General features: G+C 71.6%; 20 protein-coding genes and 1 pseudogene. 16 read left to right on the top strand and 5 right to left on the bottom strand.

The annotated features are described in order from the left end of the window. Nucleotides 1-31 precede the first annotated feature (31 nt). The 4 genes from GA0070618_RS03155 to GA0070618_RS03140 all read left to right on the top strand — a co-directional run bounded on the left by GA0070618_RS03155 (nucleotide 32) and on the right by GA0070618_RS03140 (nucleotide 6,793). The gene (locus tag GA0070618_RS03155) at nucleotides 32-1,036 is read left to right on the top strand and encodes a carbohydrate ABC transporter permease (RefSeq protein ID WP_088980279.1); all 1,005 of its coding nucleotides are present in this window, start codon (nucleotides 32-34) and stop codon (nucleotides 1,034-1,036) included. Continuing rightward, on the top strand, nucleotides 1,033-1,914 hold the full coding sequence (locus tag GA0070618_RS03150; protein WP_088980278.1) for a carbohydrate ABC transporter permease: 882 nt from the start codon (nucleotides 1,033-1,035) through the stop codon (nucleotides 1,912-1,914). The genes GA0070618_RS03155 and GA0070618_RS03150 overlap by 4 nt, the downstream gene beginning before the upstream one ends. Beyond that, nucleotides 1,911-4,505: a glycoside hydrolase family 2 protein gene (locus GA0070618_RS03145; RefSeq protein ID WP_172900253.1), complete on the top strand. Its 2,595-nt coding sequence runs from the start codon at nucleotides 1,911-1,913 to the stop codon at nucleotides 4,503-4,505. Before GA0070618_RS03150 ends, GA0070618_RS03145 begins: the two co-directional genes overlap by 4 nt. A 278-nt stretch (nucleotides 4,506-4,783) precedes the next feature. Beyond that, nucleotides 4,784-6,793 carry an FAD-dependent oxidoreductase gene (locus tag GA0070618_RS03140; RefSeq protein ID WP_172900252.1) on the top strand — a complete coding sequence of 670 codons (2,010 nt, stop codon included), beginning with the start codon at nucleotides 4,784-4,786 and terminating at the stop codon, nucleotides 6,791-6,793. A 115-nt stretch (nucleotides 6,794-6,908) separates the two neighbouring features. Here GA0070618_RS03140 and GA0070618_RS03135 read toward each other — a convergent pair whose 3' ends face one another. Continuing rightward, entirely contained in the window at nucleotides 6,909-7,412 is a 504-nt protein-coding gene (locus GA0070618_RS03135; RefSeq protein WP_088980277.1) for a flagellar protein FlhE, read from the bottom strand. A gap of 642 nt (nucleotides 7,413-8,054) precedes the next feature. Here GA0070618_RS03135 and GA0070618_RS03130 point away from each other — a divergent pair. Then, entirely contained in the window at nucleotides 8,055-9,293 is a 1,239-nt protein-coding gene (locus tag GA0070618_RS03130; protein ID WP_088980276.1) for a S8 family peptidase, read from the top strand. Nucleotides 9,294-9,574: 281 nt separating this feature from the next. On the opposite strand, the gene GA0070618_RS03125 is transcribed toward GA0070618_RS03130, so the two are convergent. Both GA0070618_RS03125 and GA0070618_RS03120 read right to left on the bottom strand, forming a co-directional pair. Further along, the gene (locus GA0070618_RS03125; RefSeq protein WP_088980275.1) at nucleotides 9,575-9,769 is read right to left on the bottom strand and encodes a DUF397 domain-containing protein; all 195 of its coding nucleotides are present in this window, start codon (nucleotides 9,767-9,769) and stop codon (nucleotides 9,575-9,577) included. Further along, nucleotides 9,762-10,646 carry a helix-turn-helix domain-containing protein gene (locus tag GA0070618_RS03120; protein ID WP_088980274.1) on the bottom strand — a complete coding sequence of 295 codons (885 nt, stop codon included), beginning with the start codon at nucleotides 10,644-10,646 and terminating at the stop codon, nucleotides 9,762-9,764. The genes GA0070618_RS03125 and GA0070618_RS03120 overlap by 8 nt, the downstream gene beginning before the upstream one ends. 276 nt (nucleotides 10,647-10,922) lie before the next feature. Here GA0070618_RS03120 and ygiD point away from each other — a divergent pair, with 276 nt between their 5' ends. The 6 genes from ygiD (at nucleotide 10,923) to GA0070618_RS03090 (ending at nucleotide 16,443) form a co-directional block, all read left to right on the top strand. Then, entirely contained in the window at nucleotides 10,923-11,804 is an 882-nt protein-coding gene (ygiD, locus tag GA0070618_RS03115) for a 4,5-DOPA-extradiol-dioxygenase (protein WP_231931586.1), read from the top strand. Between the two features lie 303 nt (nucleotides 11,805-12,107). Further along, nucleotides 12,108-12,464, top strand: a complete 357-nt coding sequence (locus tag GA0070618_RS33260) for a DivIVA domain-containing protein (RefSeq protein ID WP_231931585.1) — start codon at nucleotides 12,108-12,110, stop codon at nucleotides 12,462-12,464. Beyond that, entirely contained in the window at nucleotides 12,461-12,712 is a 252-nt protein-coding gene (locus GA0070618_RS03105; RefSeq protein ID WP_088980273.1) for a hypothetical protein, read from the top strand. The genes GA0070618_RS33260 and GA0070618_RS03105 overlap by 4 nt, the downstream gene beginning before the upstream one ends. Beyond that, the gene (locus GA0070618_RS03100; protein WP_088980272.1) at nucleotides 12,709-14,739 is read left to right on the top strand and encodes a hypothetical protein; all 2,031 of its coding nucleotides are present in this window, start codon (nucleotides 12,709-12,711) and stop codon (nucleotides 14,737-14,739) included. The genes GA0070618_RS03105 and GA0070618_RS03100 overlap by 4 nt, the downstream gene beginning before the upstream one ends. 125 nt (nucleotides 14,740-14,864) lie before the next feature. Then, a complete protein-coding gene (locus GA0070618_RS03095) occupies nucleotides 14,865-15,779 on the top strand; it encodes a DNA-processing protein DprA (protein WP_088980271.1) in 915 nt (304 codons plus the stop codon). 97 nt (nucleotides 15,780-15,876) lie between these two features. Then, on the top strand, nucleotides 15,877-16,443 hold the full coding sequence (locus GA0070618_RS03090; RefSeq protein ID WP_231931584.1) for a phosphoribosyltransferase: 567 nt from the start codon (nucleotides 15,877-15,879) through the stop codon (nucleotides 16,441-16,443). 37 nt (nucleotides 16,444-16,480) lie between these two features. Here GA0070618_RS03090 and GA0070618_RS03085 read toward each other — a convergent pair whose 3' ends face one another. Next, nucleotides 16,481-17,206 carry a TetR/AcrR family transcriptional regulator gene (locus tag GA0070618_RS03085; protein ID WP_088980270.1) on the bottom strand — a complete coding sequence of 242 codons (726 nt, stop codon included), beginning with the start codon at nucleotides 17,204-17,206 and terminating at the stop codon, nucleotides 16,481-16,483. 94 nt (nucleotides 17,207-17,300) lie between these two features. Here GA0070618_RS03085 and GA0070618_RS03080 point away from each other — a divergent pair, with 94 nt between their 5' ends. Together GA0070618_RS03080 and GA0070618_RS03075 are read left to right on the top strand one after the other, a co-directional pair. Continuing rightward, nucleotides 17,301-18,275, top strand: a complete 975-nt coding sequence (locus GA0070618_RS03080; RefSeq protein WP_088980269.1) for a hypothetical protein — start codon at nucleotides 17,301-17,303, stop codon at nucleotides 18,273-18,275. Then, the gene (locus GA0070618_RS03075) at nucleotides 18,272-18,784 is read left to right on the top strand and encodes an ABA4-like family protein (RefSeq protein ID WP_088980268.1); all 513 of its coding nucleotides are present in this window, start codon (nucleotides 18,272-18,274) and stop codon (nucleotides 18,782-18,784) included. The genes GA0070618_RS03080 and GA0070618_RS03075 overlap by 4 nt, the downstream gene beginning before the upstream one ends. Here the strand turns inward: GA0070618_RS03075 and ilvD are convergent. Continuing rightward, the gene (gene ilvD, locus GA0070618_RS03070) at nucleotides 18,763-20,610 is read right to left on the bottom strand and encodes a dihydroxy-acid dehydratase (protein ID WP_088980267.1); all 1,848 of its coding nucleotides are present in this window, start codon (nucleotides 20,608-20,610) and stop codon (nucleotides 18,763-18,765) included. The genes GA0070618_RS03075 and ilvD overlap by 22 nt on opposite strands. A 129-nt stretch (nucleotides 20,611-20,739) precedes the next feature. Here ilvD and GA0070618_RS03065 point away from each other — a divergent pair. The 3 genes and pseudogenes from GA0070618_RS03065 to ilvN form a co-directional block, all read left to right on the top strand. After that, a pseudogene (locus tag GA0070618_RS03065) lies at nucleotides 20,740-23,082 on the top strand (putative bifunctional diguanylate cyclase/phosphodiesterase); the annotation flags it as partial. 347 nt (nucleotides 23,083-23,429) lie between these two features. After that, nucleotides 23,430-25,286, top strand: a complete 1,857-nt coding sequence (locus GA0070618_RS03060; protein WP_088980266.1) for an acetolactate synthase large subunit — start codon at nucleotides 23,430-23,432, stop codon at nucleotides 25,284-25,286. A gap of 82 nt (nucleotides 25,287-25,368) precedes the next feature. Further along, nucleotides 25,369-25,884 (top strand): acetolactate synthase small subunit, encoded by a 516-nt coding sequence (gene ilvN, locus GA0070618_RS03055; RefSeq protein ID WP_088980265.1) that lies wholly within the window; start codon nucleotides 25,369-25,371, stop codon nucleotides 25,882-25,884. Nucleotides 25,885-25,986 lie beyond the last annotated feature (102 nt).

Raw genomic sequence — 25,986 nt, 5'->3', positions numbered from 1 at the left:
CGGCCGCCGGTGGCGAACCCGGAGGTCCCCGATGTCCCCCACCCGTGCCGCCGCCACGGCGCCCCGCCGTGGCCGCGACGCCCGCCCCGAGCCCGACCAACGCGGGCCGTCCCGCTGGCGCGAGCGGCTGTACCGGTTCGACGTGCGCTACCTGCCGTACCTGCTGATCGCGCCGTTCTTCCTGCTCTTCGCGGTCTTCGGGCTCTTTCCGATCGTCTTCAACGGGGTCGTGGCGCTGCGCACCTGGCGGCTCGACGACCCGACCCGGGACGGCTGGGCCGGCCTGGACAACTTCCGTCGCCTGCTCTCCGACGGCGACTTCTGGAACGCGCTCTCCAACACCTTCGGGATCTTCCTGCTCTCCACCCTGCCGCAGCTCCTGCTGGCGCTGGTCGTGGCCGCGCTGCTCAACCGGAAGCTGCGGGCGCAGACCTGGTGGCGGGTGGGCGTGCTGCTGCCGTACGTCACCCCGGTGACCGCCTCCACCCTGATCTTCTCGGTGGTGTTCGCCCGGGACACCGGCATCGCGAACTGGGCGTTGTCGCTGCTCGGCATCGGCGGCACCGAGCCGATCGACTGGCGCGCGTCGACGTGGGCCTCCTGGATCGCCATCGCCACGATGGTCAACTGGAAGTGGATCGGCTACAACGCGTTGCTCTACCTCGCCGCGATGCAGTCCGTCCCGCGTGACGTCTACGAGGCGGCGGCGGTCGACGGCGCCGGTCCGTGGCGGCAACTCTGGCGGATCACCGTACCGATGATCCGGCCCGTGGTGATCTTCACGGTGGTGCTCTCCACCATCGGCGGCCTGCAACTGTTCACCGAGCCGATGCTCTTCGACAGCAACCCCGCGCTCGGCAACGGCGGCGACGACCACCAGTGGCAGACCATCGCCCAGCTCATCTACAAGGTCGGCTGGCGCGACCTCGACCTCGGCTACGCGGCGGCGATGTCTTGGGCGCTCTTCCTGGTCATCCTGGTCGTCGCCGCCGCCAACGCCCTGATCACCAACCGCCTGGGCGGAGGGAAGCGATGAAGAACCCGCGGCGCGCGGCGCTGATGGGTCGGGCCCCGCAGCACACCCCCGGCAGCGTCTGGAGCTACCTCTTCCTCAGCATCGTCATCGCGTTCTCGGCGTTCCCGCTGTACTGGATGTTCGTCATCGCGACGAACACCGACGAGGCGCTGGCGAAGATCCCCCCGCAGGTGCTCCCCGGCGGGCAGCTCACCACCAACCTGCGCGAGGTCTTCTCGATGCAGGACGTCTTCTTCCTCCAGTCGCTCGGCAACAGCGTCATCGTCTCGTCCGTGGTCACCGCCTCGGTGCTCTTCTTCTGCTCGCTGGCCGGCTTCGCCTTCGCCAAGCTGCGCTTCCGGGGACGGAACGCGCTGATGGTGATGGTGATCCTCACCATGACCGTGCCGAACCAGCTCGGCGTGGTCGCCCTCTACATCCTGATGGGCCACATGCCCGGCGAGGGCGGCTGGAACGGCACCCTGCTCGCGGTGATCGCCCCCGGCCTGGTGACCGCGTTCGGGGTGTTCTACATGCGACAGTTCATCCTCGACGCGGTCCCCGACGAACTGGTCGAGGCGGGCCGGATCGACGGGGCGAGCACCATGCGGATCTTCTGGAGCGTGGTCGTGCCGGCGGTCCGTCCGGCGATGGCCGTACTCGGCCTGCTCACCTTCGTGGCCACCTGGAACGAGTTCCAGTGGCCGCTGATCACCCTGGGCGGCACCGACTACCCGACCTCGATGGTCGCCCTCTCCGACCTGGCCAGCGGCAACTACGTCCTGTACCGGCGGGTACTGGCCGGTGCCCTGGTCGCCACCCTGCCGCTGCTGGTGATGCTCGTCGTCGGCGGCCGGCAGATCGTCCGCGGAATCATGGAAGGTGCGGTGAAATCGTGAACGAGGCACACGGGGGCGGTCCGGCCCGGCACGATCTGCGCGACGGCTGGACCCTGCGGGCGCTGCCCGCCCCGCCGGCTCCGGCCGAGGCCGACCAGGCCGACCCGGCTGGCGCGGTGACCGTGCCGGCGGACGTCGCCGGTCGGGTGGTCCCGGCGACCGTCCCCGGCTGCGTGCACACCGACCTGCTCGCCGCCGGCCTGATCCCCGACCCCTACCTCGACGACAACGAGAAGGGGCTCGCCTGGATCGGCCGCACCGACTGGGTCTACGAGACCACCTTCGACCGGCCGCCGGGCGACGCGGACCGGACCGACCTGGTCTGCGCCGGCCTCGACACCGTCGCCACGCTCACCCTCAACGGCGTCGAGATCGGCCGCACCGAGAACATGCACCGCAGCCACCGGTTCGACGTCGGTGCGCTGCTGCGCGACCGGGACAACCACCTCGCCGTCCGGTTCGACTCCGCCTACCGGTACGCGGAGGCGCACCGGGACCGGCTCGGTGACCGGCCCAACGCCTACCCGGAGCCGTTCCCGTTCGTCCGCAAGATGGCGTGCAACTTCGGCTGGGACTGGGGTCCGACCCTGGTCACCGCCGGGATCTGGCAGGAGATCGGCCTGCACACCTGGTCGGTCGCCCGGTTCGCGGACGTCCGCCCCGTGGTGACCGTCGCCGACGGCGTCGGCGCCGTCGCGGTGCACGTCACGGTCGACCGGGCCGCCGACGTCCCGCTCGTCGTCCGCGCCACGGTCGCCGGGGCTTCCGTCGAGACGGTGGTCCCGGCCGGGGAGCGCAGGGCCGTGCTCGACCTCACCGTCCGCGACCCCCGGCTCTGGTGGCCCCGGGGGTACGGCGACCCGCACCGGTACCCGCTGACCGTCACCCTCGGCACCCTCGACGGCGTACCGCTGGACGACTGGACCCGGCAGGTCGGCTTCCGCTCGGTGCGCCTCGACACCACCCCCGACGCGCACGGCAGCGCGTTCACCCTGGTCGTCAACGGGCTGCCGGTCTTCGTCCGGGGCGTCAACTGGATCCCCGACGACGTGTTCCCCCACCGGGTGACCCGGGACCGGCTGGCCCACCGCTTCGACCAGGCGATCGGCGCGAACGTCAACCTGCTGCGTGTCTGGGGCGGCGGCCGGTACGAGTCGACCGACTTCTACGACCTCGCCGACTCGCTCGGACTCCTCGTCCAGCAGGACTTCCTCTTCGCCTGCGCGGCGTACCCGGAGGAGGAACCGTTCCGCACCGAGGTCGAGGCCGAGGCGCGGGAGCAGGTCACCCGGCTGGCCGTCCATCCGTCCCTGGTGCTCTGGACCGGCAACAACGAGAACATTTGGGGCTGGCACGACTGGGACTGGCAGGAGCCCCTCGCCGGACGGACCTGGGGACGGGGCTACTACCTTGACCTGCTGCCCCGGATCGTCGCCGAACTGGACCCGACCCGCCCGTACTGGCCGGGCAGCCCGTGGTCCGGCAGCGAGGAGATCCACCCGAACGACCCGGCGCACGGCACCACCCACATCTGGGACGTCTGGAACACCGACGACTACCTGAAGTACCGCGAGTACGTGCCCCGGTTCGTGGCCGAGTTCGGCTACCAGGCCCCGCCCGCGTACGCGACGCTGCGCCGGGCGCTCTCGGACGACCCGCTCGCCCCGGACTCGCCCGGCATGGCGCACCACCAGAAGGCCACCGACGGGAACCGGAAACTCCAGCGCGGGTTGGACGCGCACCTACCCACCCCGGCCGACTTCGACGAGTGGCACTACCTGACCCAGGTCAACCAGGCGCGGGCCATCGCCTGCGGGGTGGAGCACTTCCGGTCGCACCGGGGCGTGTGCATGGGCACCATCGTCTGGCAGCTCAACGACTGCTGGCCGGTGACCTCCTGGTCCGCCGTGGACGGCGACGGCCGCCGCAAGCCGCTCTGGTACGCCCTGCGGCACGCGTACGCCGACCGGCTGCTCACCGTCCAACCCCGCGACAGTGGCCTGGCCGGCGACGGCGATGGCGGCGGCTTGGCCGGTGACGGTGGCCTGGCCGGTGGCGGTGGCGGTGGCCTGGCCGGCGGCGGTGGGCTCGCCCTGGCGGCGGTCAACGACGGCGGGCAGCCCTGGCGGGCCTCGGCCACGGTCACCCGGCTCACCCTGGCCGGCGAACCGCGCGCCAAGACGTCGTACGAGCTGGACGTGCCGCCCGGCTCGGCGACGACCCTGGCGCTGCCGGCGGACCTGGCCCGACCCGAGGACGCCCGGCGTGAACTGCTGGTCGTCGAGGCGGGGGAGAGCGCCGAGCGGGCCCTGTGGTTCTTCGCCGAGGACCGGGACCTCCCCTGGCCGGCGGCAACGTACGACGCCACCGTCGAACCGTTCGACGGCGGGGTACAGGTCCACGTCCGAGCCCGCACCATCCTGCGCGACCTGACCCTCTACCCCGACCGCCTCGACCCGGCCGCCGAGGTCGACCGGGCGCTGGTCACGCTCCTGCCCGGCGAGTCGACCACCTTCACCGTCCACAGCCGGCTCCCGCTCGACCCCGCCGCCCTCACCGCACCCCCGGTGCTGCGCGCGGTGAACGGCTAGCCGGGGCGCCTGCGGTGAACGGCTAGCCGGGGCGCTGCCCGCAGTAAACGCAGGGGCGCTGCGCGCCCGCGTGCTGAAGGGGTAGCAGGGGACCCCTGTTACCGCTTCTTGATGAGGAAGGGTCCCCTGCAACCACCTCAGGCACCGCACCACGAGAGCCGGAGCGCTCGCCGCTCCGGCTCTTGACATCGCGCAGTCGATGGACAAAGGTCGATTGGGTTCAGGGTGCGGCGGCGCGCTCCCTCCATTCGAAGGCCCTTGCCCGAAAGGCAGCCGCCATGTCGCCTGTGCTCAATCGCCGTCACCTGCTGCGCCTCGGCGGTGCCACCCTGGTCGTCGCCGGCTCCACCGGCATCGGCCTGCCCGCCCTGGCCGCCAACACCGTCACCGCCGACCTGGTCGTGTACGGCGCCACCTCGGCCGGCATCGTGGCCGCCGTGCAGATGCGCCGGATGGGGCGTACCGCGTTGATCCTCGAACCGGGCCAGCACGTCGGCGGACTCACCACCGGCGGACTCGGTTACACCGACAGCGGCACAAGCGCCTCCATCGGCGGCATCGCCGGGGAGTTCTACCGGCGGGTGCACGCGAAGTACCACGGCAACACCGTCACCCCCGACTCGCCGATGCGGCTGGTCTTCGAACCGCACGTCGCCGCCGAGGTCTTCGACGACCTGCTCGCCGAGCACGGGGTGCCGGTCTACCTCGGCGTCCGGCTCGCCCAGGTGGTTCGCGCCGGCAACCGGATCACCGCGCTCACCACCGACAACGGTCAGACCTTCGCCGGCCCGATGTTCGTCGACGCGACGTACGAGGGCGACCTGATGGCGAAGGCCGGTGTGTCGTACGCCCTCGGGCGCGAGGCCAACACGGTGTACGGCGAGACGATCAACGGGGTGCAACTGCGTACCGGTCACCAGTTCACCCGGCCGGTCGACCCGTACGTGACACCCGGCGTCCCGGCCAGCGGTCTGCTCCCCGGCATCTCCGCCGCGCCCGTCGCGCCCAACGGCACCGGCGACGGGCTGATCCAGGCGTACAACTTCCGGATGTGCCTGACGAAGGCCGCGGACCGGATCCCGTTCCCGAAGCCCGCCGGCTACGACCCGGCCGACTACGAACTCCTGCTCCGCTACGTCCAGGCGGGCTTCACCGGGCCGTTCTTCACCACCCAGGGCGTCGGCAACGGCAAGACCGACTCCAACAACCACGGCGCGTTCTCCACCGACTTCATCGGCGCCAATTACACCTACCCGACCGCCAGCCCCGCCGTGCGGGAGAGCATCGTCGCCGAGCACCGCACCTACCAGCAGGGCCTGATGTGGTTCCTGGCCAACGACCCCCGGCTGCCGGCATCGATCCGGACCTCGACCGCCGCGTGGGGCCTGGCCGCCGACGAGTTCACCGCCACCGGTGGCTGGCCACCCCAGTTGTACGTCCGGGAGGCCCGCCGGATGGTCTCGGCGTACGTGGTGACCGAGCGGGACTGCCGGGGCCGGGTGCGGGTCGCCGACTCGGTCGGACTGGCCAGCTACACCATGGACTCGCACAACTGCCAGCGCGTCGTGGTCGACGGCGTGGTCAAGAACGAGGGCGACGTACAGGTCGGGGTGCCTGGCCCGTACCCGATCAGCTACCGCGCGATCGTGCCCACCGAGGCGCAGTGCGCCAACCTGTTCGTGCCGGTCTGCCTCTCGGCCAGCCACATCGCGTACGGCTCGGTCCGGATGGAACCGGTCTTCATGATCCTCGCCCAGTCCGCCGCCACGGCGGCGAAGCTGGCCCTCGACGCGGGTGGGCCGGTGCAGCAGGTGAACGTCACCGCCCTCCAGGCCCGACTCCGGCAGGACGGCCAGCACCTCCAGTGGCCCCCGGCCATCGACGGTGAGATTGTCGTCGACAACGCCTCCGCCTCGGTGACCCGGGCCGGCACCTGGCTGAGCAGCAGCCACGTCGGCGGGTACTGGGGCGTCGACTACGAGCACGACGACAACACCGGCAAGGGCGTCAACCGGCTGCGCTTCACCCCGTCCCTGCCGGCCGCCGGCAGCTACGCGGTCAGCCTGCGCTGGACCGCCGACCCCAACCGGGCCAGCAACGTGCCGGTGGACGTGGTGCACGGCGGCGGCGTCACCACCCGTACCGTCGACCAGCGCGGATCCGGCGGGCAGTGGGTGCCCCTCGGGACCTACGCCTTCGCGGCCGGGACGGCCGGCAGCGTCCTGATCCGCACCGAGGGCACGGACGGCTACGTCGTCGCCGACGCCGCCCGCTTCGTCCCCGCCTGACGACCCCCACGCCCGTCCCGCCCGGCGCTCGGATTCCTGTTTGCGGCAAGTCGGGGTGTCCGGATACTCGGACACCCCGACTTGCCGCATGTCGCCGACGCAGGCGTGGGCGAGGTCAGCGGGCGACGAGGCGCAGCGGGGAGTCCTGGGCGCGGGTGGGGGACGGGGTGGTGTAGGTGTAGTTCACGATCACCTGGTGCTGACCGCCGTACCGGTAGGGGCTGAGGATCTTCGTCACCGGGTCGAGGACGGCGAGCCGGAACAGCCAGGCGCGTTGCGCCGACAGGCCTGCCCAAGCGGTGGTGTTGCCGGTGGCCCAGCCGTTGGGCAGGTCGAGGCAGAGCAGTTGCCCCGGTCCGTTCGGGTTGCAGAGCTGGGCGATCACGTTCGACTGGTTGGAGATCGAGTACGACCAGTAGATCGTGCCGATGGACGACGCCGCGGGCGTGCCGGGCAGCGCGTTGACGGTGGAGCTGGAGTACCACCAGTTGGTCTGGTACAGGACGGCGCCGGTCGGGTTGACGACGTAGCCGGCGTCGGCGGCATGGGCGGCGGAGGTGGGCAGCAGGACGGCGATCGCGGCGGCGATCACGAGGCCGAGCCTTCGGACGGTGGTCACAGGTGGACCTCCATTCGCGGGAAGGCCATCAACCTAGCGTTGAGTGTCGATGCGTGTGCAGAGGGTGATCATTCACTGCTCGTCACCCGACCGCAGGATGGCGATCGAGGCTGGACGCCCGTCCGCCCGGGGCGAAGTGGCCCGGAATCCGAAGGGCTGCACGCCGCGACGGCGGATCTACGAGCTCGGCGAGTACCCGGAGAGTCGGCGCGACTTGCGCAGGGTCGAAGCCGGCTGCGGGAATCCTGCGCCTGATGTGCTTCACGTTGACCCACCGATTGGTTGAGATTAATGCCGAATCCTATTTTATCGGCAGGTCGGGTGCGTCATGTTGGGTTGATTGAGGCTTGAGAAAGATATCCCAGGCGTCCAGGCTGGCGGGCGCACCTTAGTCGGATTGTCCGATTTCCCCACTCCACCCCGAGCGCCCGCCACCAGCGGGACCGGCGTCCAGTTCGCCGCTGACCACGTCATACGAAAGCGCGGGAGATCACAAGGACCTGGCCGAACATCAATGTTATGGAGCGTTGTTATGTTCAAATAATGAGAATCTTGGATTACCTTTCGGGTAACCATTCAGGACCGGTCCCAGCCGTGGCGCCTCGCCAGTCGAGAACGGCCACAGTAAGGAGGAATCGGGAAATGTCGCTCGCCCGTACGCATCGAGGCCGACTGGCCGCCCTGGGGGTCGTCGCCGTCTCGGCGATGGTCACCGCCATGATCGGCACGCCGGCCGCCGCCGCCCCGACCACCGGCAGGATTCTCAACGCCGGCAGCGCCACCGCCGTCGCCGACAGCTACATCGTCGTCCTCAAGGACAGCGCGGTGGGCGGCTCCGCCGGCCGTGCCAAGGCCGCCGTCGCCAGCAAGGCCGCCGCCCTGGCCGAACGCTACCGCGCCACGGTCCGTGACGTCTGGGGCGACGCCCTCAACGGCTTCTCCGTGCACGCCAGCGAGAAGACCGCCAAGCGGCTCGCGGCCGACCCGGCGGTGGCCTACGTCGAGCAGGACGGCACCGTGCAGACCACGACCACCCAGTCCCCGACCCCGTCCTGGGGCCTGGACCGGATCGACCAGCACCCCCTCCCGCTGAACAACTCCTACAGCTACACCAGCACGGGCTCCGGCGTCGTCGCGTACATCATCGATACCGGCATCCGGACCACCCACACCGACTTCGGCGGACGGGCCGTCCACGGCTACGACGCGGTCGACGGCGCCCTGCCGGCCGACGACTGCAACGGCCACGGCACCCACGTCGCCGGCACCGTCGGCGGCACCAGCTACGGAGTGGCCAAGAACGTCCGGCTGGTCGCCGTCCGGGTCCTCAACTGCGCCGGCAGCGGCACCTTCGCCGGCATCATCAACGGCATCAACTGGGTCACCAGCAACCACGTCTCCGGCCCGGCCGTGGCCAACATGAGCCTCGGCGGTGGCCTGAACACCTCGGTGAACGCCGCGGTGACCAACTCGATCGCCGACGGCGTGACCTACGCGGTCGCGGCCGGCAACTCCAACGCCGACGCCTGCAACTTCTCGCCGGCCTCGACCCCCAACGCGATCACCGTCGGCGCCACCGACAGCAACGACATCCGAGCCTCCTACTCCAACTGGGGCAACTGCGTCGACATCTACGCGCCGGGCACCAACATCACCTCGGCATGGATCACCAGCACCACCGCGACCAACACCATCAGCGGCACCTCGATGGCCGCCCCGCACGTGGCCGGCGCCGCCGCCCGTGTCCTACAGGTCAACCCGGCCTGGACGCCGTTGCAGGTCCGCAACTACCTGGTGACCTGGTGCACCTGCCCGTTGCCCCCCTGGCCGCCGTGCCCGTGCCCGCCCCCCGTCCTGCTCTACATGGACCCGGCGTACTGACCTGACACCCACCCGATCGGCCCCGGGGCGTCATCGCCCCGGGGCTGATGCTCACCCATCGAGCCAGTACCCCGGTCGTCGTTGTGTGACCTGGATCTCTGCCAGCTCATCCGCATCATCCGTGCCGGCGCAGCGCTTCGACCAACCGCCAGACGGCAGTCGAGGGGCTGGTCCGTCGGTCTCCCGGACGGTGCCGGTGTGCCCCGGCCGGCGACAAGCACTGCTGACGATCTCCCGCAGGGCGCGGCGGGTCGAGCGGCCCGCCGCACCCTGGGCTGTGGTCAGCGGGTGCGCTTGAGCTGGTCGGTGAAGGCGGCCCAGGCGTCCGGGGCGAAGGTGAGTGCCGGCCCGCTCGGGTCCTTGCTGTCCCGTACGGCGACCAGGCCAGGCAGGTTGTCGGCGACCTCCACACACTCACCGCCGTTGCCAGCACTGCGAGTGCTCTTGCGCCATCGGGCACCGGTCAGGTCAGCCATGATGAACCTCCCCAAGGATCTTGCTGATCACGTTCTTCGATTGTCCTTCATCGAAGGCAAGTCGCCCGAGACTCGCCCAGACCTTCTCGTAGGCCGCGAACTCCGCCGGCCGGTCCAGATAGAGCCCGCCGGTCAGCGACTCGCTGTAGACGACAGCCGGCTCCGGAGTGCTCCGGTTGCCGGGCGGAAACTCCAACATCACGAACTCCCCGGCAACATTGCCGCTGTGTGGCCCGGCTGCCAGCGGCAGGATGCGGATGGAGACGTTGGGGAGGTCGGTCACCTCCAACAGGTGACGGAGCTGTTCGGCCATGACGGCAGCGTCGGCGACCGGACGGAGGAGCACCGATTCGCAGAGCGTGACCTGCACCCGTGGTGCGCGGGGCAGGCGACGGGTGAGCAGCGACTGTCGCTGCAAGCGCAACTCGACCGCCAGCTCCCGATCCTCGTCGGTCATCTCCGGTTGGTCGACCTGGTAGATCCCCAGGGCGTACCGCCTCGTCTGCAGCAGGCCCGGAACCAGCGTGTTCTTGTAGAACCGGAGGCGGGAAGCGGCTGACTCCAAACCCACGTACAGCTCGAACCAGTCGGGGATGGCGTCGCCGTAGGCGTGCCACCAGCCTTTCGCCTTCGTCTCGCTGGCGAGAGCGGCCAGCGCGCCGGTCAGTTCCGGGTTCGCGTCGTAGAGCTGGCACATGGCCCGAACGTCCACCGAGCGAACCGACCCGAGGCCGCTCTCGATCCGCCAGACCTTCTGCCGGCTGCATTCCAGCGCCTCGGCTGCTGCGTCGAGGGTGACGCCCGCCTCGGTGCGCAACTGCCGCAACGCCCGACCGAGTTGTCGTCGCGGCACTGTCGAGCCCATGTCCTCGGCCAACGATCACGCCTCCATCCGATTTTCGACTCCGCCCCTGAAATGCCTATCTGTTGATTGTCGTCGAGTCAAGAATCGAAATTGTGGAACGTTGCGTTATTGGTATTCCGCCCTGGGGTTGTCGTAATTGTTGCGATCGCGAGCGCGGTTGCCGATCGGTCGAAGTGGCGCGCGCGTCAACGACAGTGGATAGGCTCGGTGCGGCGTGATCGCCGTGACCGTCCGGCTGACGGCAGGCTGCGGCGTTGCCACCAACCGGCATCGAGGAAGGCGGCGATCGTGACGGCGCACCCGGTCAGGACCTCGGACGTCCGGATGCCGGCGGCCTTCTTCGGCCACGGCAGCCCGATGAACGCGCTGGAGGTCAACCGCTACACCGCAGCGTGGAAGGCGTTCGGCGAGAGCGTGCCGCGACCCCGGGCGATCCTGGTCGTCAGCGCCCACTGGTACATCAACGCCACCGCAGTGACCGCCATGCCGAGGCCGCGCACCATCCACGACTTCTACGGCTTCCCCCGGGCGCTGTTCGAGGTGCAGTACCCCGCACCCGGGTTACCCGAGCTGGCCGAGGAGGTCAGCGACGTCGTCCACCCGACGTGGGTGGGCGCGGACGTCGACAGCTGGGGCATCGACCACGGCACCTGGTCGGTGCTCGTGCACGCCTTTCCCGACGCCAGCATCCCGGTAGTCCAGCTCAGCATCAACGCCGCCAAGCCCCTGGACTACCACCTGGAACTGGGCGCGAAGCTGGCTCCCCTGCGCGACCGGGGGGTGCTCGTCGTCGCCAGTGGCAACGTGGTGCACAACCTGCGCGGGATGGACTGGAACCTCACCGACGACGGCTACGACTGGGCGCGGCGCTTCGACGAGGACGCCAAGGCCCGCATGCTCACCGACCCGACCGGGTTCGCGAGCCTCGACGCCCACCGTGACTACGCCCTCGCGGTGCCCACCCCGGACCATTTCATCCCCGCGCTGTACCTCGCCGGCCTCGCCGGAGCTGCCGAAACGCCCAACACCGAGGTCCTCGTCGACGGCTACGCCTACGGGTCGCTGTCGATGACGGCGTACGTGCTCGGCCGCACCGGCCAGAGCGTCCCCGGTGGCGTCGGCTCCCCGCAACCGCCGGCCGACCTGCCTCCCGACGCGTCCAACATCTGACCGAGCCTGCTGATCCGCCGATGTAGCGGGTCCCGCCCCGGGCGGTCGAGCACGCAGCGGCCCTGCCGCCCTCCAAATTTGCAACATCCCGAACCTCGTCTCTGGAATGCCTGACTGTTGGCCAGAAATAAGTCCGGAATCGGGGCCGGATAAAGTTGTGTTATTGCTGGTCGGGGCCGCAATATGGCCGTGGTGCGGCGGTCTTGCCCTCCCCCGGTGGGGTCGCCGTGCCTCTTCTCGCTTCCCGGTCTGACGGTTGATCCCAGGCCGGTCACCCTGAATTCGGAAAGGAGTGTTGCCCTCGTGCGCGCATTTCTTCGTTGGGCAACGACAACCGGCCGGCACGCAATTGTCGAACCACGGGAATCCCAGGTCGAGCCGGTCCGGTCGGTCGGCGGGAGGCCGCGCGGGACGGCGTACCGGAGCAGGGCGGTCGGACCGCTGCGGCCCTGGCAGGTCCGCGACCGGCTCTTCACCCCGCGCGGCCGGCACGGGGTCGACGCCGCCGAGGTGCGGGCCCTCCTCGACCGGGTCGCCGACGACCTGACCGCTCTCTACGCCGAGGTGGCCCGCACGCACGCCGAGGCCGACCGGATCAAGGCGGCCCTGCGCGAGTGGCAGACGGCGGCGGCCCGGCGTGAGCTGGCGGGTGCCCGGTGAGCGAACGGTTCGTGGCACACCTGCCGTTCACCGCCGCCGACCTGCCCGCCGCCCGCCAGTTCACCGGCACCCTGGCCCGTTCGGTGAGCTTCCTGTCCGAGGTGGACGCCGCCGAGGTCACCGTCAGCTTCGAGGACGAGCAGGGCGTACGCCACCGGGTGTTCTGTGACCTGCCGCTGCCCGACCGTCGCCGGTGTGTGCGCCGGGTCGACCACGACGGAACCTGCTCGGCCAGGCCGCCGCGATGAGCGTGGCCTCCACGGTCGCCTGCCCGGAATGCGCCGGCACCGGCTGCCCGCGCTGCCAGTGGCAGGGCCGCCGCCGCGCACAGCTCCTGCTCACCGTCGCCAACCGGGACACCGGCGCGGTCGCGTCCCGCCGGGTGACGCCCGCCGACCTCGACCCTCGCCCGGACCCGGCGGGCGGCTGGACGGCCGAGCTGACTCCCTGGGTACGCGACCTCGCCGCCACCGTCGTCGCCGTGCTCGACCCCGACCCACTGGTGGTACACCTCCCGCCGACCTGGCGGCCCGACCTGCCCACCGCCGACCGGCACCTGCTGGCGGCGGAGGCCCTCGCCGGGGCCGCCCGTCACCCGTGGCGGCTCTGGCTGGGCCGTTCGACCGCGACGGCCCCGGTCGACCCGGCCGCCCGACTCTCCCGGCTCTGCGGCCTCGCCGACCTGCTCCTGCTCGACCTGGTCGTGGCGGTCCGCCGGAACGGCGACCGGGCGCACTGGACGGTCCGGTACGACATCCCCGGCTCGCCCGTCCCGGCCGGCCCGGTCGAGGGAAGTCCTGACCTGGCGACCGCGCTGCTCCGCACCGATGTGCCGGCGGCCCTGGCCGGTCTCGCCGACCGGGGGCTGACCGCGCCGGCCCGGCTGCTCGATCCGGCCCTGCCGCTCACGCACGAGGTGCTGGACGGGCCGCTCGGGCGTGAGGTGCCGGACGTGCCGCCCACCATCCGGCGGCCCCCGCCGCAGACCGGGCCGGTGGACCGGATCGAGCGGAGCATCCTCGCCGAGCTGGTCGAGCCGGCCGAAGGTGATCCACACGATGCGCGGCATGTCGGGGTGTCCAGCCCGGCGGACACCCCGACATGCCGCGACTCGCGTCGATCACGGGACGGGGGAGGGCCCGATGGCACCGCCCGGCCGAGTGCCGAGGCGATCTGGCGGGACGGCCGCTGGTGGCGCACCGGGCTGCGGTGCACCCCCGAAGGGTCGCCGGGCCGGTCCGCGCTGCCGGTCGGCGGCCGTCCCCGGCCGTCGCTGCACCGGGTCGTCGAGCCGCCCGAACCGCTCCGGCTCCGCGAACCGGTGCCCGGCCGCCCCTGTCCGGACTGCCGCTCGCGAGAAGCGACGCGGGTCTGCCGGTGTGGAATCGGTGGCGGACCGGCCGACGACTGCGACCGCTGCGGCGGAACCGGCCGGCAGCGATCGGCACTGCGCTGCGCCACCTGCGGCGGCACCCGACGGCTGCGCCGGACCGTGCTGGTCACCCTCACCGACCTGCGGCACCGGGTGGTGCACCTGACGTGGCAGGCCGGTGCCCCGGAGGTCCCCTGCGAGGTCGCCACCGAACCCGGCGGGCGGCCGGTGGTCCAGCTTCCCGAGCGGTACCGGCTCGGTGCCTGGGCACGCGTGTTCGGCGTACGACCGGAGGACCTGGCGGAGGCCGACGGCGGCCACGCGATCCCGCGTGAGCTGCGCGACGGGTACGTCACGCTGCCCTGGCCGGGAGCGGATCCGGTGGGGGAGTACGTCCGCGAGGTCGGCCGTGGGCTGCCCGCCGGACGGCTCGTCGTCACCGCCGTACGCCCCGACGTCCCGCCGCTGGTCGAGTTGATCCGGCTCGTGGTCGGCCTGGACCTGGCGCTGCACGTCAGTCTGCTCGACCTGCGGCGGCACACCGACCACCCGCTGCGACCCGACGGCCGCTACTGGTCGGTGGAGGTACGGCACCGGTACGCCCCGGTGCACCCGGCTGACCTGCCCACCCGGCCCAGCCTGGCGACGGCGCTCGACGAGTGCCTGACCCACCTCGCCGACGACCTGGCCGGGCTGGTCCCCGCCGACCCGGACGAGTCGCTGCCGTTACCCGGCTTCCCGGCCGGGGAGCCGGTCGCCGACCCGGAGCCCGCCCTGCTCCGGCTCGCTGCCGAGCACGCCGGCCGGGCGGTGACCCTCCGCTTCACCCGCGCCGGCCGCACCGCCCACCTGCACGACGACGACGGCGGCATGCGACTGGTGGACCTGCCGTGTGTCGTTTGACTCGGCACCGGGCACGAACATATGTTCGGCAAGTGGGTTGGGGATCCGGTGTTCGCTCGGTAGTCGCGCCGGTTTGCCCTGCTCAACGGGCCGACGAATCGGATCCTGGGGCTAGGCTCCAGCGCATGGACCTGGGGACGGCAGAGCGGGCGGCGCTGGTGGCGCTGCTGCGTCAGCCCGGCCTGAGCTGGTCCGAGATCGCCCACGACGTCCAGGAAGCCGGCAGTGCGCTCGCCGTGCTTGATCGGGTGGCCGGTCAGGCGGACACGCTCTTCGCCGATGTCCGTTCCGTCGAGCCCCTGCTTGCTGCGGCTGCCGCCGAGCTTGCCGAGTGGCAGGCCGAGGGCATCACCGTGCGCGCCTTCTACGACGACGACTATCCGGCGCAGCTGCGGGACATCAGGGAGATGCCGCCACTGCTGTTCACGCGGGGAGACCTGCGGCCCGAGCCACGCGCCATCGCGGTCGTCGGAAGCCGGGAGGCGAGCGACCGGGGACTGAAGATAGCCCGGTCGGTGGCCACCTCGCTGGCCAACCAGGGTGTGACCGTGGTGAGCGGCCTGGCCAGGGGCATCGACACCGCCGCTCACGAGGCTGCGCTCGACGCCGGAGGTCGCACGGTGGCCGTCATCGGTACCGGGATCCGTCGCTGCTATCCAGCGGACAACCAGCAACTACAGGAGAGCATCGCCGAGCACGGCCTGGTGGTGAGCCAGTTCTGGCCCGACGCCACTCCGACGAAGCAGAGTTTCCCGATGCGCAACGCGGTCATGAGCGGCTATGCCGCGGCGACGGTGGTGGTCGAGGCCGGTGACCGCAGCGGAGCGCGGATCCAGGCCCGGCTCGCGCTCCAACACGGGCGGCCGGTGGTGTTGACGGCCCAGGTGTTGCAGCATGAGTGGGCTCGCGCGTTCGCCGAGCGGCCGGGCGTCCACGTCGCTCACGGCACCGTGGAACTGCTGGAGGTGGTCGACGGCATCCTCCGGAGGATGCCGACCACGGCTGACCTGGAGGGCTTTCCTGATTTCGCCAGCCTCTGACCCCTGGGTCAGAATCCGGGAGTACGTCGAGCCGCAGCGGAACTTCCTCCGCAACCCGCTGCCGGCCGCCCCCGGGATCTGCCCGACCTGTCGAGGTGTGCGTAACCCGGGCTACGCGTACTGCTATCCCTGCCAGGACCATCAGACCGAGTCCGGCGGGCTGCTCGCCGACGTGGTGGTGCCGATCTCGTACTCGCCGCGAAACGGTCAGCACCATCACCACCTGCGCTTCTACAAGGCGACCCCGCCGTCCCGGCAGGCACGGTGGAGCCTGCTCGCGTTGCTGCTGCTCTTCCTCCGCGATCACCGCGACTGTGTCGCTCGCGGGGTGGGTGGTCCACTTACCCACGCCGTGGTGGTGCCCAGCACCGGTGGCAGGTCGGGCCCGCACGCGCTCCAGGAACTGGTCGGCGACCGGCTCGGGCTGCCCTGGCTCACCGCCTCGACCAGCCCCCGGTATGGCTCCGAGGAACGGCGCTTCCACGCCGACTGGTTCACCGTCCAGCCCTTCGACCGTGCCGAGCCTGTGCGCGCACTGGTCTTGGACGACACGTGGACGACCGGCTCCCGAGCGCAGTCCCTCGCATATGCGTTGAAACAGGCCGGTGCCGGTGCTGTCGGCGATCACCGACCCGATCTTCGACACCTCCGTCTGCGTGCTTGAGCGCTGATTCCGGGCCTGACCCAGCGGAGTCGTCGGATCAGTGTCCGTCGCGGATGGCGGCGAGCCGGTTGCCGAGTTGGACGAGCATGGCCCGGTGGTACTCGGTCGCCGCGTCCCCCTCCAGCCAGCGCAGGTGGTTGAGCAGGTCGAGCATGACCAGACCGTGTAACTGCGCCCAGGCACCGAGGAACTGGGCGAGCGCGCCGGGGGAGAGGTGTGGCGCCATGGCCTGCGCCGCGCCGGTGAGCTGTGCGGTCAGCGCCGGATCCGTGGCCGGTACGGGCACTGCGCCGATCTGCTCGGTGGTCCAGCCGGCGAAGACCACCTCGGCGAAGACCTCCGCCACCCGGCGACCGGCCATCATGGTCGGTCCTCCCTCGGGGGCGGCGTAGCCGGGCACCGGGTTGCCGTAGAGGAGCAGGAACAGGGGCTTGTTGTCCAGCGCCCACTCCCGGTACGTCAGGCTCACCGCGACACAGCGGTCGACGTAGCCGGCGTCGCGGTGGGCGTCGGCGGTGGCCCGGAGGGCGTCGGCGAGCGCGTTGTGCCCGTGCGCGATCAGTGCGGTGAGCAGCGCGTCGCGGCTGTCGAAGTAGTGGTAGAGCGCCTGCACGGTCATGCCGACCTCGCGGGCCACCGCCCGCAGCGACAACTCGTGGACGCCGTGCTCGGCGAGGTGCCGGAGCGCCACGCCGACGATCTCGTCGATGGTGGCGGCCCGGCGGCGTTCGCGCAGGCTGGCGGACGGCTTTACGACTGACACTGCTCATCCTTCTTGACAGTGTTCAACAAACCCTCCTAGCCTGACGTTGTTCGTTCTACCTGACACTATCAGGTAAAGCTTCCTGGAGGACGTCATGCCCCGCCCCGCCTCCCTCTACCAGCTGCACCGACCGTTGATGGCCCTTACCGCCGCGATGGCCGCCCTGGCGGTGGTCTGCGCCGTCGGTCTGGTCGTGGACGACCGCACCCTGGTCGGCGCGCCGATCTGGGCCAAGCCGCTCAAGTTCGCCCTCAGCTTCCTGCTGTACGCGCCGACGCTGGCCTGGCTCCTCTCCCTGCTCCGCCGCCACCACACCGCCGGACGACGCGCCGGCACGGTCGTCGCCGTCACCGCCGCCGTCGAGATGGTGATCATCGTGGCGCAGGTGCTCCGGGGCCGGCAGAGCCACTACAACATGCTCACCGCGTTCGACGCGGCCCTCTGGACGGTCATGGGAGTCAGCATCGGGGTGTTGTGGGCGGCCAACCTCGTGGTCGCCGTCCTCCTGCTCCGGGAGCGGATCGCCGACCGGGCCACCTCGTCGGCCGTCCGCCTCGGGCTGGCCCTGGCGGTGGCCGGGATGGCGCTCGGCTTCCTGATGACCGGTCCCACCCCGGAGCAGGCCACCACCATGCGCGAGGGCGTGGCGACCGTGGTCGGCGCGCACAGCGTCGGCGTCCCGGACGGGGGGCCGGGTCTGCCGCTGCTCGGCTGGAGCACCACCGGTGGTGACCTGCGTATCCCGCACTTCGTCGGGATGCACGGACTCCAGGTGCTGCCCCTGGTCGGCCTGGCGCTGCTCCGGCTCGGCCGTCGCCTGCCCCGGCTGCGCGACGACGGTACCCGCCGGGGCCTGGTCCGCACCGTCGCCGCCGGGTACGCCGGGCTGGTCGTCCTGGTCACCTGGCAGGCGCTGCGCGGGCAGCCGCTGACCGCCCCGGACGCGGCCACCCTCGCCGCGGCCGGCGTACTGCTGGTGGCGACCGTCGGATCAGCCGCCGTCGTGCTCGCCACCGCGCGGACGCCGGTGTCCGCCGCCACGCCGGCTCTCGTCGGCGGTACGCAATGACCGGGCTGATCTTCGACCTGACCTTCCCGCTGGTCGTACCCTTCTGGGCCCTGATGATCCTGCTGCCCGGCTGGTCGTGGACCCGACGGATCGTCGGCTCGCCGCTGGTCGTGGTGCCGCCGCTGGTCGGCTACCTGGTTCTCGCGGTCGTGGAGTTCGACCGGCTCTGGCCGGTGGTGAGCCGACCCTCGCTGACCGGGTTGTCGGAGTTCCTCGGCACCCCGGCCGGCGCGGCGACGCTCTGGGCGCACGTGATCGCCTTCGACCTCTTCGTCGGCCGGTGGATGTACCTGGACGGGCGGGAGCGGGGGATGCATCCGCTGGTGACCGGGCCGATCCTGGCGCTGACCATCCTGCTCTCCCCGGTGGGTCTCCTCGCCCATCTGGCATTGCGGGAGGTGGCCGGGCGCAGGTCGTCGCAGTCGAGGTCGGCCGGGTCCGACCCGGCCCCGCCGGTCGGGGTGCTCCCGACCGGCGGAGCCGTCGGTCAGTCCGGGACGCGGCGGTAGGCGCCGTCGCTGGCGGAGGTGGCCATCGAGGCGTACGCGCGCAGGGCGGCGGAGACCGGCCGCTCCCGGTCCACCGGGGTGTACGGCCGGTCCCGCTTCTCCTGCGCGATCCGACGGGCCTCCAGCACGTCGGCCGGCACGTTCAGCTCGATCGACCGGTTCGGGATGTCGATGACGATCTCGTCGCCCGGCTCCACCAGGGCGATCAGCCCGCCGGAGGCGGCCTCGGGGGAGGCGTGCCCGATCGACAGGCCGGAGGTGCCGCCGGAGAACCGGCCGTCGGTGAGCAGCGCGCAGGACCGCCCGAGGCCACGCCCCTTGAGGAACGAGGTGGGGTAGAGCATCTCCTGCATGCCCGGCCCGCCCTTCGGGCCCTCGTAGCGGATCACCACCACGTCCCCGGCGACGATCTCCTTGGCGAGGATCGCCGTCACCGCGTCGTCCTGGGACTCGTAGACCTTCGCCGGGCCCCGGAAGGTCAGGCACTCCTCGGGCACCCCGGCGGTCTTCACCACGCAGCCTTCCGGGGCGAGGTTGCCGTGCAGGATGGCCAACCCGCCGTCGGCCGAGTAGGCGTGCTCGCGGTCCCGGATGCACCCACCGGCCGCGTCGGTGTCCAGGGTGGACCAGCGGTTGGTGGTGGAGAACGGCTCGGTGGTGCGCACCCCGCCGGGGGCGGCGTGGAACAGCTCGACCGCCTCCGGCGTCGCCGACCCGCCCCGGACGTCCCAGGCGGCGAGCCATTCGGCCAGCGAGGGCGAGTGGACCGACGACACGTCCCGGTGCAGCAGCCCGGCCCGGTCCAGCTCGCCGAGGATGGCCGGGATGCCGCCGGCCCGGTGCACGTCCTCCATGTGGTACTGCGGCGAGTTCGGGGCGACCTTGGCCAGGCAGGGCACCCGCCGGGAGATCGCGTCGATGTCGGCGACGTCGAAGTCCAGTTCCGCCTCGCGGGCGGCGGCGAGCAGGTGCAGGATCGTGTTGGTCGAGCCACCCATCGCCACGTCCAGCGCGACGGCGTTCTCGAAGGCGGACCGGTTCGCGATCGACCGGGGCAGCACCGAGGCGTCGTCGCGGTCGTACCAGCGCTTGGCGATCTCGACGACGGTGCGGCCGGCCTCGACGAAGAGCGACCGGCGCGCGGCGTGGGTCGCGAGGGTCGACCCGTTGCCCGGCAGGGCCAGCCCGATCGCCTCGGTGAGGCAGTTCATCGAGTTGGCGGTGAACATGCCGGAGCAGGAGCCGCAGGTCGGGCAGGCGGAGCGCTCGATGGCACCGAGCTGGTCGTCGGTGACCGCCTCGTTGGACGACGCGATCATCGCGTCGATCAGGTCGATCTTGGAGTGGACGATCCCCTCGATCGCCACCGTCTTGCCGGCCTCCATCGGGCCGCCGGAGACGAAGACGGTCGGGATGTTCAGCCGCAGGGCGGCCAGCAGCATGCCCGGGGTGATCTTGTCGCAGTTGGAGATGCAGACCAGGGCGTCCGCGCAGTGCGCGTTGACCATGTACTCGACCGCGTCGGCGATCAGCTCGCGGCTGGGCAGCGAGTAGAGCATCCCGCCGTGCCCCATGGCGATGCCGTCGTCCACGGCGATGGTGTTGAACTCCCGACCCACCCCGCCGGCTTCGGCCACCGCGTCGGCGACCAGGCCGCCGAGGTCCTTGAGGTGTACGTGACCGGGTACGAACTGGGTGAAACTGTTGGCGATGGCGACGATCGGCTTGCCGAAGTCGTCGTCGGTCATCCCGGTGGCCCGCCACAGGGCCCGGGCGCCGGCCATCGTCCGACCGTGCGTGGAGGTCTTCGACCGCAGCTCAGGCATGGGGTCAAGTGTTGCACCGCCGGGCGGGTGGACCGACGGCGATCACGCCGTGTCCCAACAGATGCACACCCGGCCCCCCGTGACCGTGCGCCGTCCGGCAGAGTTGACGCTGTGCAGTTCTCCCCGGTCATGATCGTAGTGGCGGTACTGAGCGGGCTCGGGGCGACGGTGGCCACCGGTCTCCTGGTCGCCTCGGTCCGGCACCGGAGCGGCGGATACCGTCCGGCGCACCTGCTGCTGGCCGCCGGCGCTGCGGTCGCGACACTCAGTCTGGCCACCGGGCTGGCCGCCGTCGCCGTCGCCGGACACGACCAGGGAGAGCGAACACGGTGGGCCACCGCGGTGGCGATCGGCATCGCGGTCAGCGGCTTCCTCGGGTGCGCCGGGCTGCTCCGGATGCCCGGGGTCGTCGGGTCGCCGTCCGGCGCGGTCCGGTTGCTGCTCGACGGGGTGAGCGTCGCGGCGGCGCTCTGGTTCGTCGGCTGGGTGCTGTTCTCCGAGCCCACCCGGCTGCTCGGTGAGACCTCCCACCTGTCCTGTCCGCCGCTCCTGCTCGTCACGGTCAGCGCGGCCCTCGCCGCCGGGCTGAACGCGGTCGTCGCCGCCCGGGCCCCCCGCCCCCGCACCCGACTCGCCGGGCTCTGCTGCGGCGTCACCAACATGGTCTGCGGGGGGCTGGGGGTGGCGGCCGGACTCTTCGAGGGTCTTGCGTGGCTGACCTCCGCCGGCGGGGCGGTCCTCGCCGTCGGGCTGCTCTCCGCCGGGCTCGCCGTGCACACCACCAAGCCGCCCGGCCAGGTCGACGCCGACCTGATCCGCCGGGACAGCGAGTACGCCTTCATCCCGATGGTCGCCATGGCCGCCTCGGCGGCGTACCACCTCCTCCAGGACGGCCGCTTCGACGCCTTCGCCATCACCGCCGGCAGCATCGAGGGGTTCGCGCTGGTGACCCGGCAGTACCTCACCCTGCACGACATGCGCGGGTACGCTGCCCGGCTGGCCGAGCGGGAGGCGCACTTCCGTGAGTTGGCCCACACCGACCCGCTCACCGGGCTGGCGAACCGGCGGGGGCTGCTGCGGGCGCTGGCGTCCGGCGTCGCCGGCCGTGAGCCGGTGGTGCTGCTCGGCCTCGACCTGGACGGCTTCAAGCACGTCAACGACATGCGGGGACACGACGTGGGCGATGCGGTGCTCGCCGAGGTGGGGCGGCGACTGCGCGCCCGGCAGGGCCCCGACGACCTTCCTGCCCGCCTCGGCGGAGACGAGTTCGCGGTGTTGACCCACCGTGGTCCGGAGGACGCCGAACGGCTCGCCCAGGAGTTGCTGCGCGCGCTCGGCGAGGCGTACCAGCAGCCGGACGGACCGGTCTTCCTCTCGGTGAGCGTCGGGGTCGCCGGACAGGGCGACCCCGACGGCGCGGACGTGTCCCACCCGGTGGTCCGACCGGCCGGGAGCGGCCCGGTGGGCGTCGACGAGTCGGATGTCGAGGTGCTGCTGCGCCACGCCGACCTGGCCCTGCGCCACGCCAAGCAGCAGGGCAAGAACCGGGTCGAACGGTACGACGCCGCCTACGAACGGATGCTGCGCCGCCGGACGACCGTGGAGCACGAACTGCGCGGGGCGATCGGGCGCGGCGAGCTACGGCTGGTGTTCCAGCCGGTGGCCTCCCTGCCGTCGGTGCGTCCGGTCGGGGCGGAGGCGCTCCTGCGCTGGCGTCACCCGGAGCTGGGCAACGTCCGGCCGGACGAGTTCATCCCGCTCGCCGAGGAGTGCGGCATGATCGCCGCGCTCGGCGCGTGGGTGCTCGACCAGGCCTGCCTCCAGCTCTCCCGCTGGCTGGCCGACGGCCACGACGTCTGGGTGTCGGTGAACGTCTCGCCCCGGGAACTGCACGCCGAGGAGTACGTCGGCCAGGTCGCCGAGGCGCTGCGGGCGCACCGGGTGCCGCCGCAGCGGCTGGTGCTGGAGGTGACCGAGCACACCGTGGCGACCGACGTCGACGAGCTGATCCGGCGGTTGACCGCGCTGCGCCGCACCGGGGTGCGGATCGCCCTGGACGACTTCGGGGCCGGGTACTCCTCCCTGGGGCAGCTCCGCCGGCTGCCGATCGACATCCTCAAGATCGACCACAGTCTGGTCGCCGAGCACGAGCCCGTCCGTCCGGTGGACCGGGACGGGCCGCCGTTCGCCCCGATGGTCGACATCGTGATGCGGCTGGGCCACCAGCTCGGGTTGGAGGTGATCGCCGAGGGGGTCACCTCGCCGACCGAGCTGGCCGCGGTGGTCGCCGCCGGCTGCCGGTTCGGGCAGGGGGCGCTCTTCGGCTGGGGCGTACCGGCGGAACACCTGGAGGCGATGCTCGACGCCGCGACCTCGGTGGGCCCGCGACCGGCCCTGGTCGCCGACGGCGACCCGGCGGAGGGCGGGCCGCCCGCCCCGCCCTCGGTGCCTGCGCTGCGCCCCGCCCCGGAGTCGGTGCGGGGCGAGCGGGAGGACGGGTCCGACCTGGTCGTCGAGGACGCGGTATCGACGCAGGTCAGGCCCGGTGCCGGACGGGACGTGCACGGTGGTGCGGCACGTCGTTGACCAACATGTGGGATCAGTTGACTCATCGCTTGAGATGCGTCAGGCTGTCCCCATGTCGTCGTTCCGCTTCCCGCGAGTACTTACCTGAGCGCACTCTCCTCCTCGTGAGAGTGCGCTGGCCCCGTGCGTCTGCACGAGGGCCGTTTTTATTGCCGTTGGACCCATCGGGGCGGGCCCCGCCCGCGTTGCACTGCTTGACGAGCCACTCACCCGAGCCGAAGGCCAGAACCGTCATGACGAGACCCACGCCAGAGACCCTCGCCCACTCCACCCGGCGAGCCCGGACGACCGCCGAGCCCGCCGCCGACCGTGCCGCCGTCCCGGCGGTACCCGCCCCGGCCACCCCGCTCCAGGTCTCCGGCGCCGGTTCGCTGGTGCGCTCGCTCGAGGCGCTCGGCGTCGACGTGGTCTTCGGCATCCCCGGGGGCGCGATCCTGCCGGCGTACGACCCGCTCTACGACTCCCGGGTCCGGCACATCCTGGTCCGGCACGAGCAGGGCGCGGGACACGCCGCGACCGGGTACGCGCAGGCCACCGGCCGGGTCGGGGTCTGCATGGCCACCTCCGGCCCGGGCGCGACGAACCTGGTCACCCCGATCGCCGACGCGTACATGGACTCGGTGCCGATGGTGGCGATCACCGGTCAGGTGGCGCGCCCGGCGATCGGCACGGACGCCTTCCAGGAGGCGGACATCCAGGGCATCACGCTGCCGATCACCAAGCACAACTTCCTGGTGCAGACGCCCGAGGAGATCCCGCGGGTGCTGGCCGAGGCGTTCCACCTGGCCTCCACCGGGCGTCCCGGGCCGGTGCTGGTCGACATTCCCAAGGACGTCCTCCAGGCGCAGACCACCTTCACCTGGCCGCCCACCCTCGACCTGCCCGGCTACCGGCCGACCCTGCACCCGCACGGCAAGCAGATCCGGGAGGCGGCCCGGCTGATGACCGGCGCCCGCCGGCCGGTGCTCTACGTCGGCGGCGGCGTGCTCAAGGCCGGGGCCACCGAGGGGCTGCGCCGGCTCGCCGAGCTGACCGGCATCCCGGTGGTCACCACGCTGATGGCGCGCGGGGCGTTCCCCGACTCGCACCAGCAGCACCTGGGCATGCCCGGCATGCACGGCACGGTCGCCGCGGTGTACGCGTTGCAGAAGTCGGACCTGATCGTGGCGCTGGGGGCGCGCTTCGACGACCGGGTGACCGGCCAGCTGGACTCCTTCGCCCCCGGCGCGGCCGTGGTGCACGCCGACATCGACCCGGCCGAGATCGGCAAGAACCGGGCGGCGGACGTGCCGATCGTCGGTGACGCCCGGCACGTGATCGACGAGCTGATCGGCGCGGTCACCGTCGAGCACGCCGCCGGCCGGACGGCCGAGCTGACCGACTGGTGGGCGCAGCTCGACGAGCTGCGTGGGCGTTACCCGCTCGGCTACGACGAGCCCGCCGACGGCACCCTCGCCCCGCAGTACGTGATCAAACGGCTCGGTGAGATCGTCGGCCCGGACGCGATCTACGTGGCCGGGGTCGGGCAGCACCAGATGTGGGCGGCGCAGTTCATCTCGTACGAGAAGCCGTACACCTGGCTGAACTCCGGCGGCGCCGGCACGATGGGCTACGCCGTCCCGGCCGCGATGGGCGCGAAGGTCGGCCAGCCGGACACGGTGGTCTGGGCGGTGGACGGCGACGGCTGCTTCCAGATGACCAACCAGGAACTGGCCACCTGTGCCCTGGAGGGCATCCCGGTCAAGATCGCCATCATCAACAACGGCAACCTGGGCATGGTCCGGCAGTGGCAGACCCTCTTCTACGGGGAGCGGTACTCCAACACCGAGCTGGGCACCCACAAGCACCGCATCCCGGACTTCGTCAAGCTGGCCGAGGCGCTCGGCTGCGTCGGGCTGCGCTGCGAGAACGCCGCCGACGTGGACAAGACCATCGAGGCCGCGATGGCGATCGACGACGCGCCGGTGGTGATCGACTTCGTGGTCGGCAAGGACGCGATGGTCTGGCCGATGGTCGCCGCCGGCACCAGCAACGACGAGATCATGTTCGCCCGCGGCGTCCGCCCGGTCTTCGACGAGGACGACGTCTGACCATGGGCGGACGGAGCGAACGAACCAGCAGGCGTAGTCCCCTGTCGCGCGTCGGCGCGACCGAACGAAGCGAGGCCGTGGCATGAACCTGCACACGCTGTCGGTTCTGGTGGAGAACAAACCGGGTGTCCTGGCCCGGGTCTCCGGACTCTTCTCCCGGCGCGGGTTCAACATCGACAGCCTCGCCGTCGGCGAGACGGAGAACCCGGACGTCTCCCGGATCACCATCGTGGTCAACGCCGAGTCGTCCCCGCTGGAGCAGGTCACCAAGCAGCTCAACAAGCTGGTCAACGTGCTCAAGATCGTCGAGCTGGACCCGCAGGTCTCGGTCGCCCGGGAACTCCTGCTGGTCAAGGTCCGCGCCGACCGGGCCGCCCGGAGCCAGGTGCTGGAGACGGTGAACCTCTTCCGCGCCCGGGTGGTCGACGTCGCCCCGGACACGCTGACCATCGAGGCGACCGGCACCCCCGACAAGCTGGACGCACTTCTGCGTGACCTGGAGCCCTTCGGCATCAAGGAGATGGTCCAGTCGGGCACCGTGGCGATCGGGCGTGGCTCGCGCTCGATCACCGCCGGCCCGTCGCTGCGGGCCGCCTGACCCCCCGACCAGACGGGCGTCGCGCGCCGCCGCAACCCGGTGGGACCGGGGCGCGCGCCGCCGGACATTCAGCCGCACCGACCACGACGGGCCGCCCGGGCC

The sequence above is a fragment of the Micromonospora echinospora genome (assembly GCF_900091495.1).
GTDB lineage: Bacteria > Actinomycetota > Actinomycetes > Mycobacteriales > Micromonosporaceae > Micromonospora > Micromonospora echinospora.
This window is presented reverse-complemented; position numbering and strand designations above follow the sequence as displayed.

What these genes read in the sequence shown, in the direction of transcription:
- GA0070618_RS03100 (WP_088980272.1), top strand. Translation starts at nt 12,709, where the DNA reads ATGAGCGTGGCCTCCACGGTCGCCTGCCCGGAATGCGCCGGCACCGGC.
- GA0070618_RS03060 (WP_088980266.1), top strand. Translation starts at nt 23,430, where the DNA reads ATGACGAGACCCACGCCAGAGACCCTCGCCCACTCCACCCGGCGAGCC.
- ilvD (WP_088980267.1), bottom strand. Translation starts at nt 20,610, where the DNA reads ATGCCTGAGCTGCGGTCGAAGACCTCCACGCACGGTCGGACGATGGCC.
- GA0070618_RS03130 (WP_088980276.1), top strand. Translation starts at nt 8,055, where the DNA reads ATGTCGCTCGCCCGTACGCATCGAGGCCGACTGGCCGCCCTGGGGGTC.
- GA0070618_RS03075 (WP_088980268.1), top strand. Translation starts at nt 18,272, where the DNA reads ATGACCGGGCTGATCTTCGACCTGACCTTCCCGCTGGTCGTACCCTTC.
- GA0070618_RS03140 (WP_172900252.1), top strand. Translation starts at nt 4,784, where the DNA reads ATGTCGCCTGTGCTCAATCGCCGTCACCTGCTGCGCCTCGGCGGTGCC.
- GA0070618_RS03150 (WP_088980278.1), top strand. Translation starts at nt 1,033, where the DNA reads ATGAAGAACCCGCGGCGCGCGGCGCTGATGGGTCGGGCCCCGCAGCAC.
- ilvN (WP_088980265.1), top strand. Translation starts at nt 25,369, where the DNA reads ATGAACCTGCACACGCTGTCGGTTCTGGTGGAGAACAAACCGGGTGTC.
- GA0070618_RS03080 (WP_088980269.1), top strand. Translation starts at nt 17,301, where the DNA reads ATGCCCCGCCCCGCCTCCCTCTACCAGCTGCACCGACCGTTGATGGCC.
- GA0070618_RS03095 (WP_088980271.1), top strand. Translation starts at nt 14,865, where the DNA reads ATGGACCTGGGGACGGCAGAGCGGGCGGCGCTGGTGGCGCTGCTGCGT.
- GA0070618_RS03125 (WP_088980275.1), bottom strand. Translation starts at nt 9,769, where the DNA reads ATGGCTGACCTGACCGGTGCCCGATGGCGCAAGAGCACTCGCAGTGCT.
- GA0070618_RS03155 (WP_088980279.1), top strand. Translation starts at nt 32, where the DNA reads ATGTCCCCCACCCGTGCCGCCGCCACGGCGCCCCGCCGTGGCCGCGAC.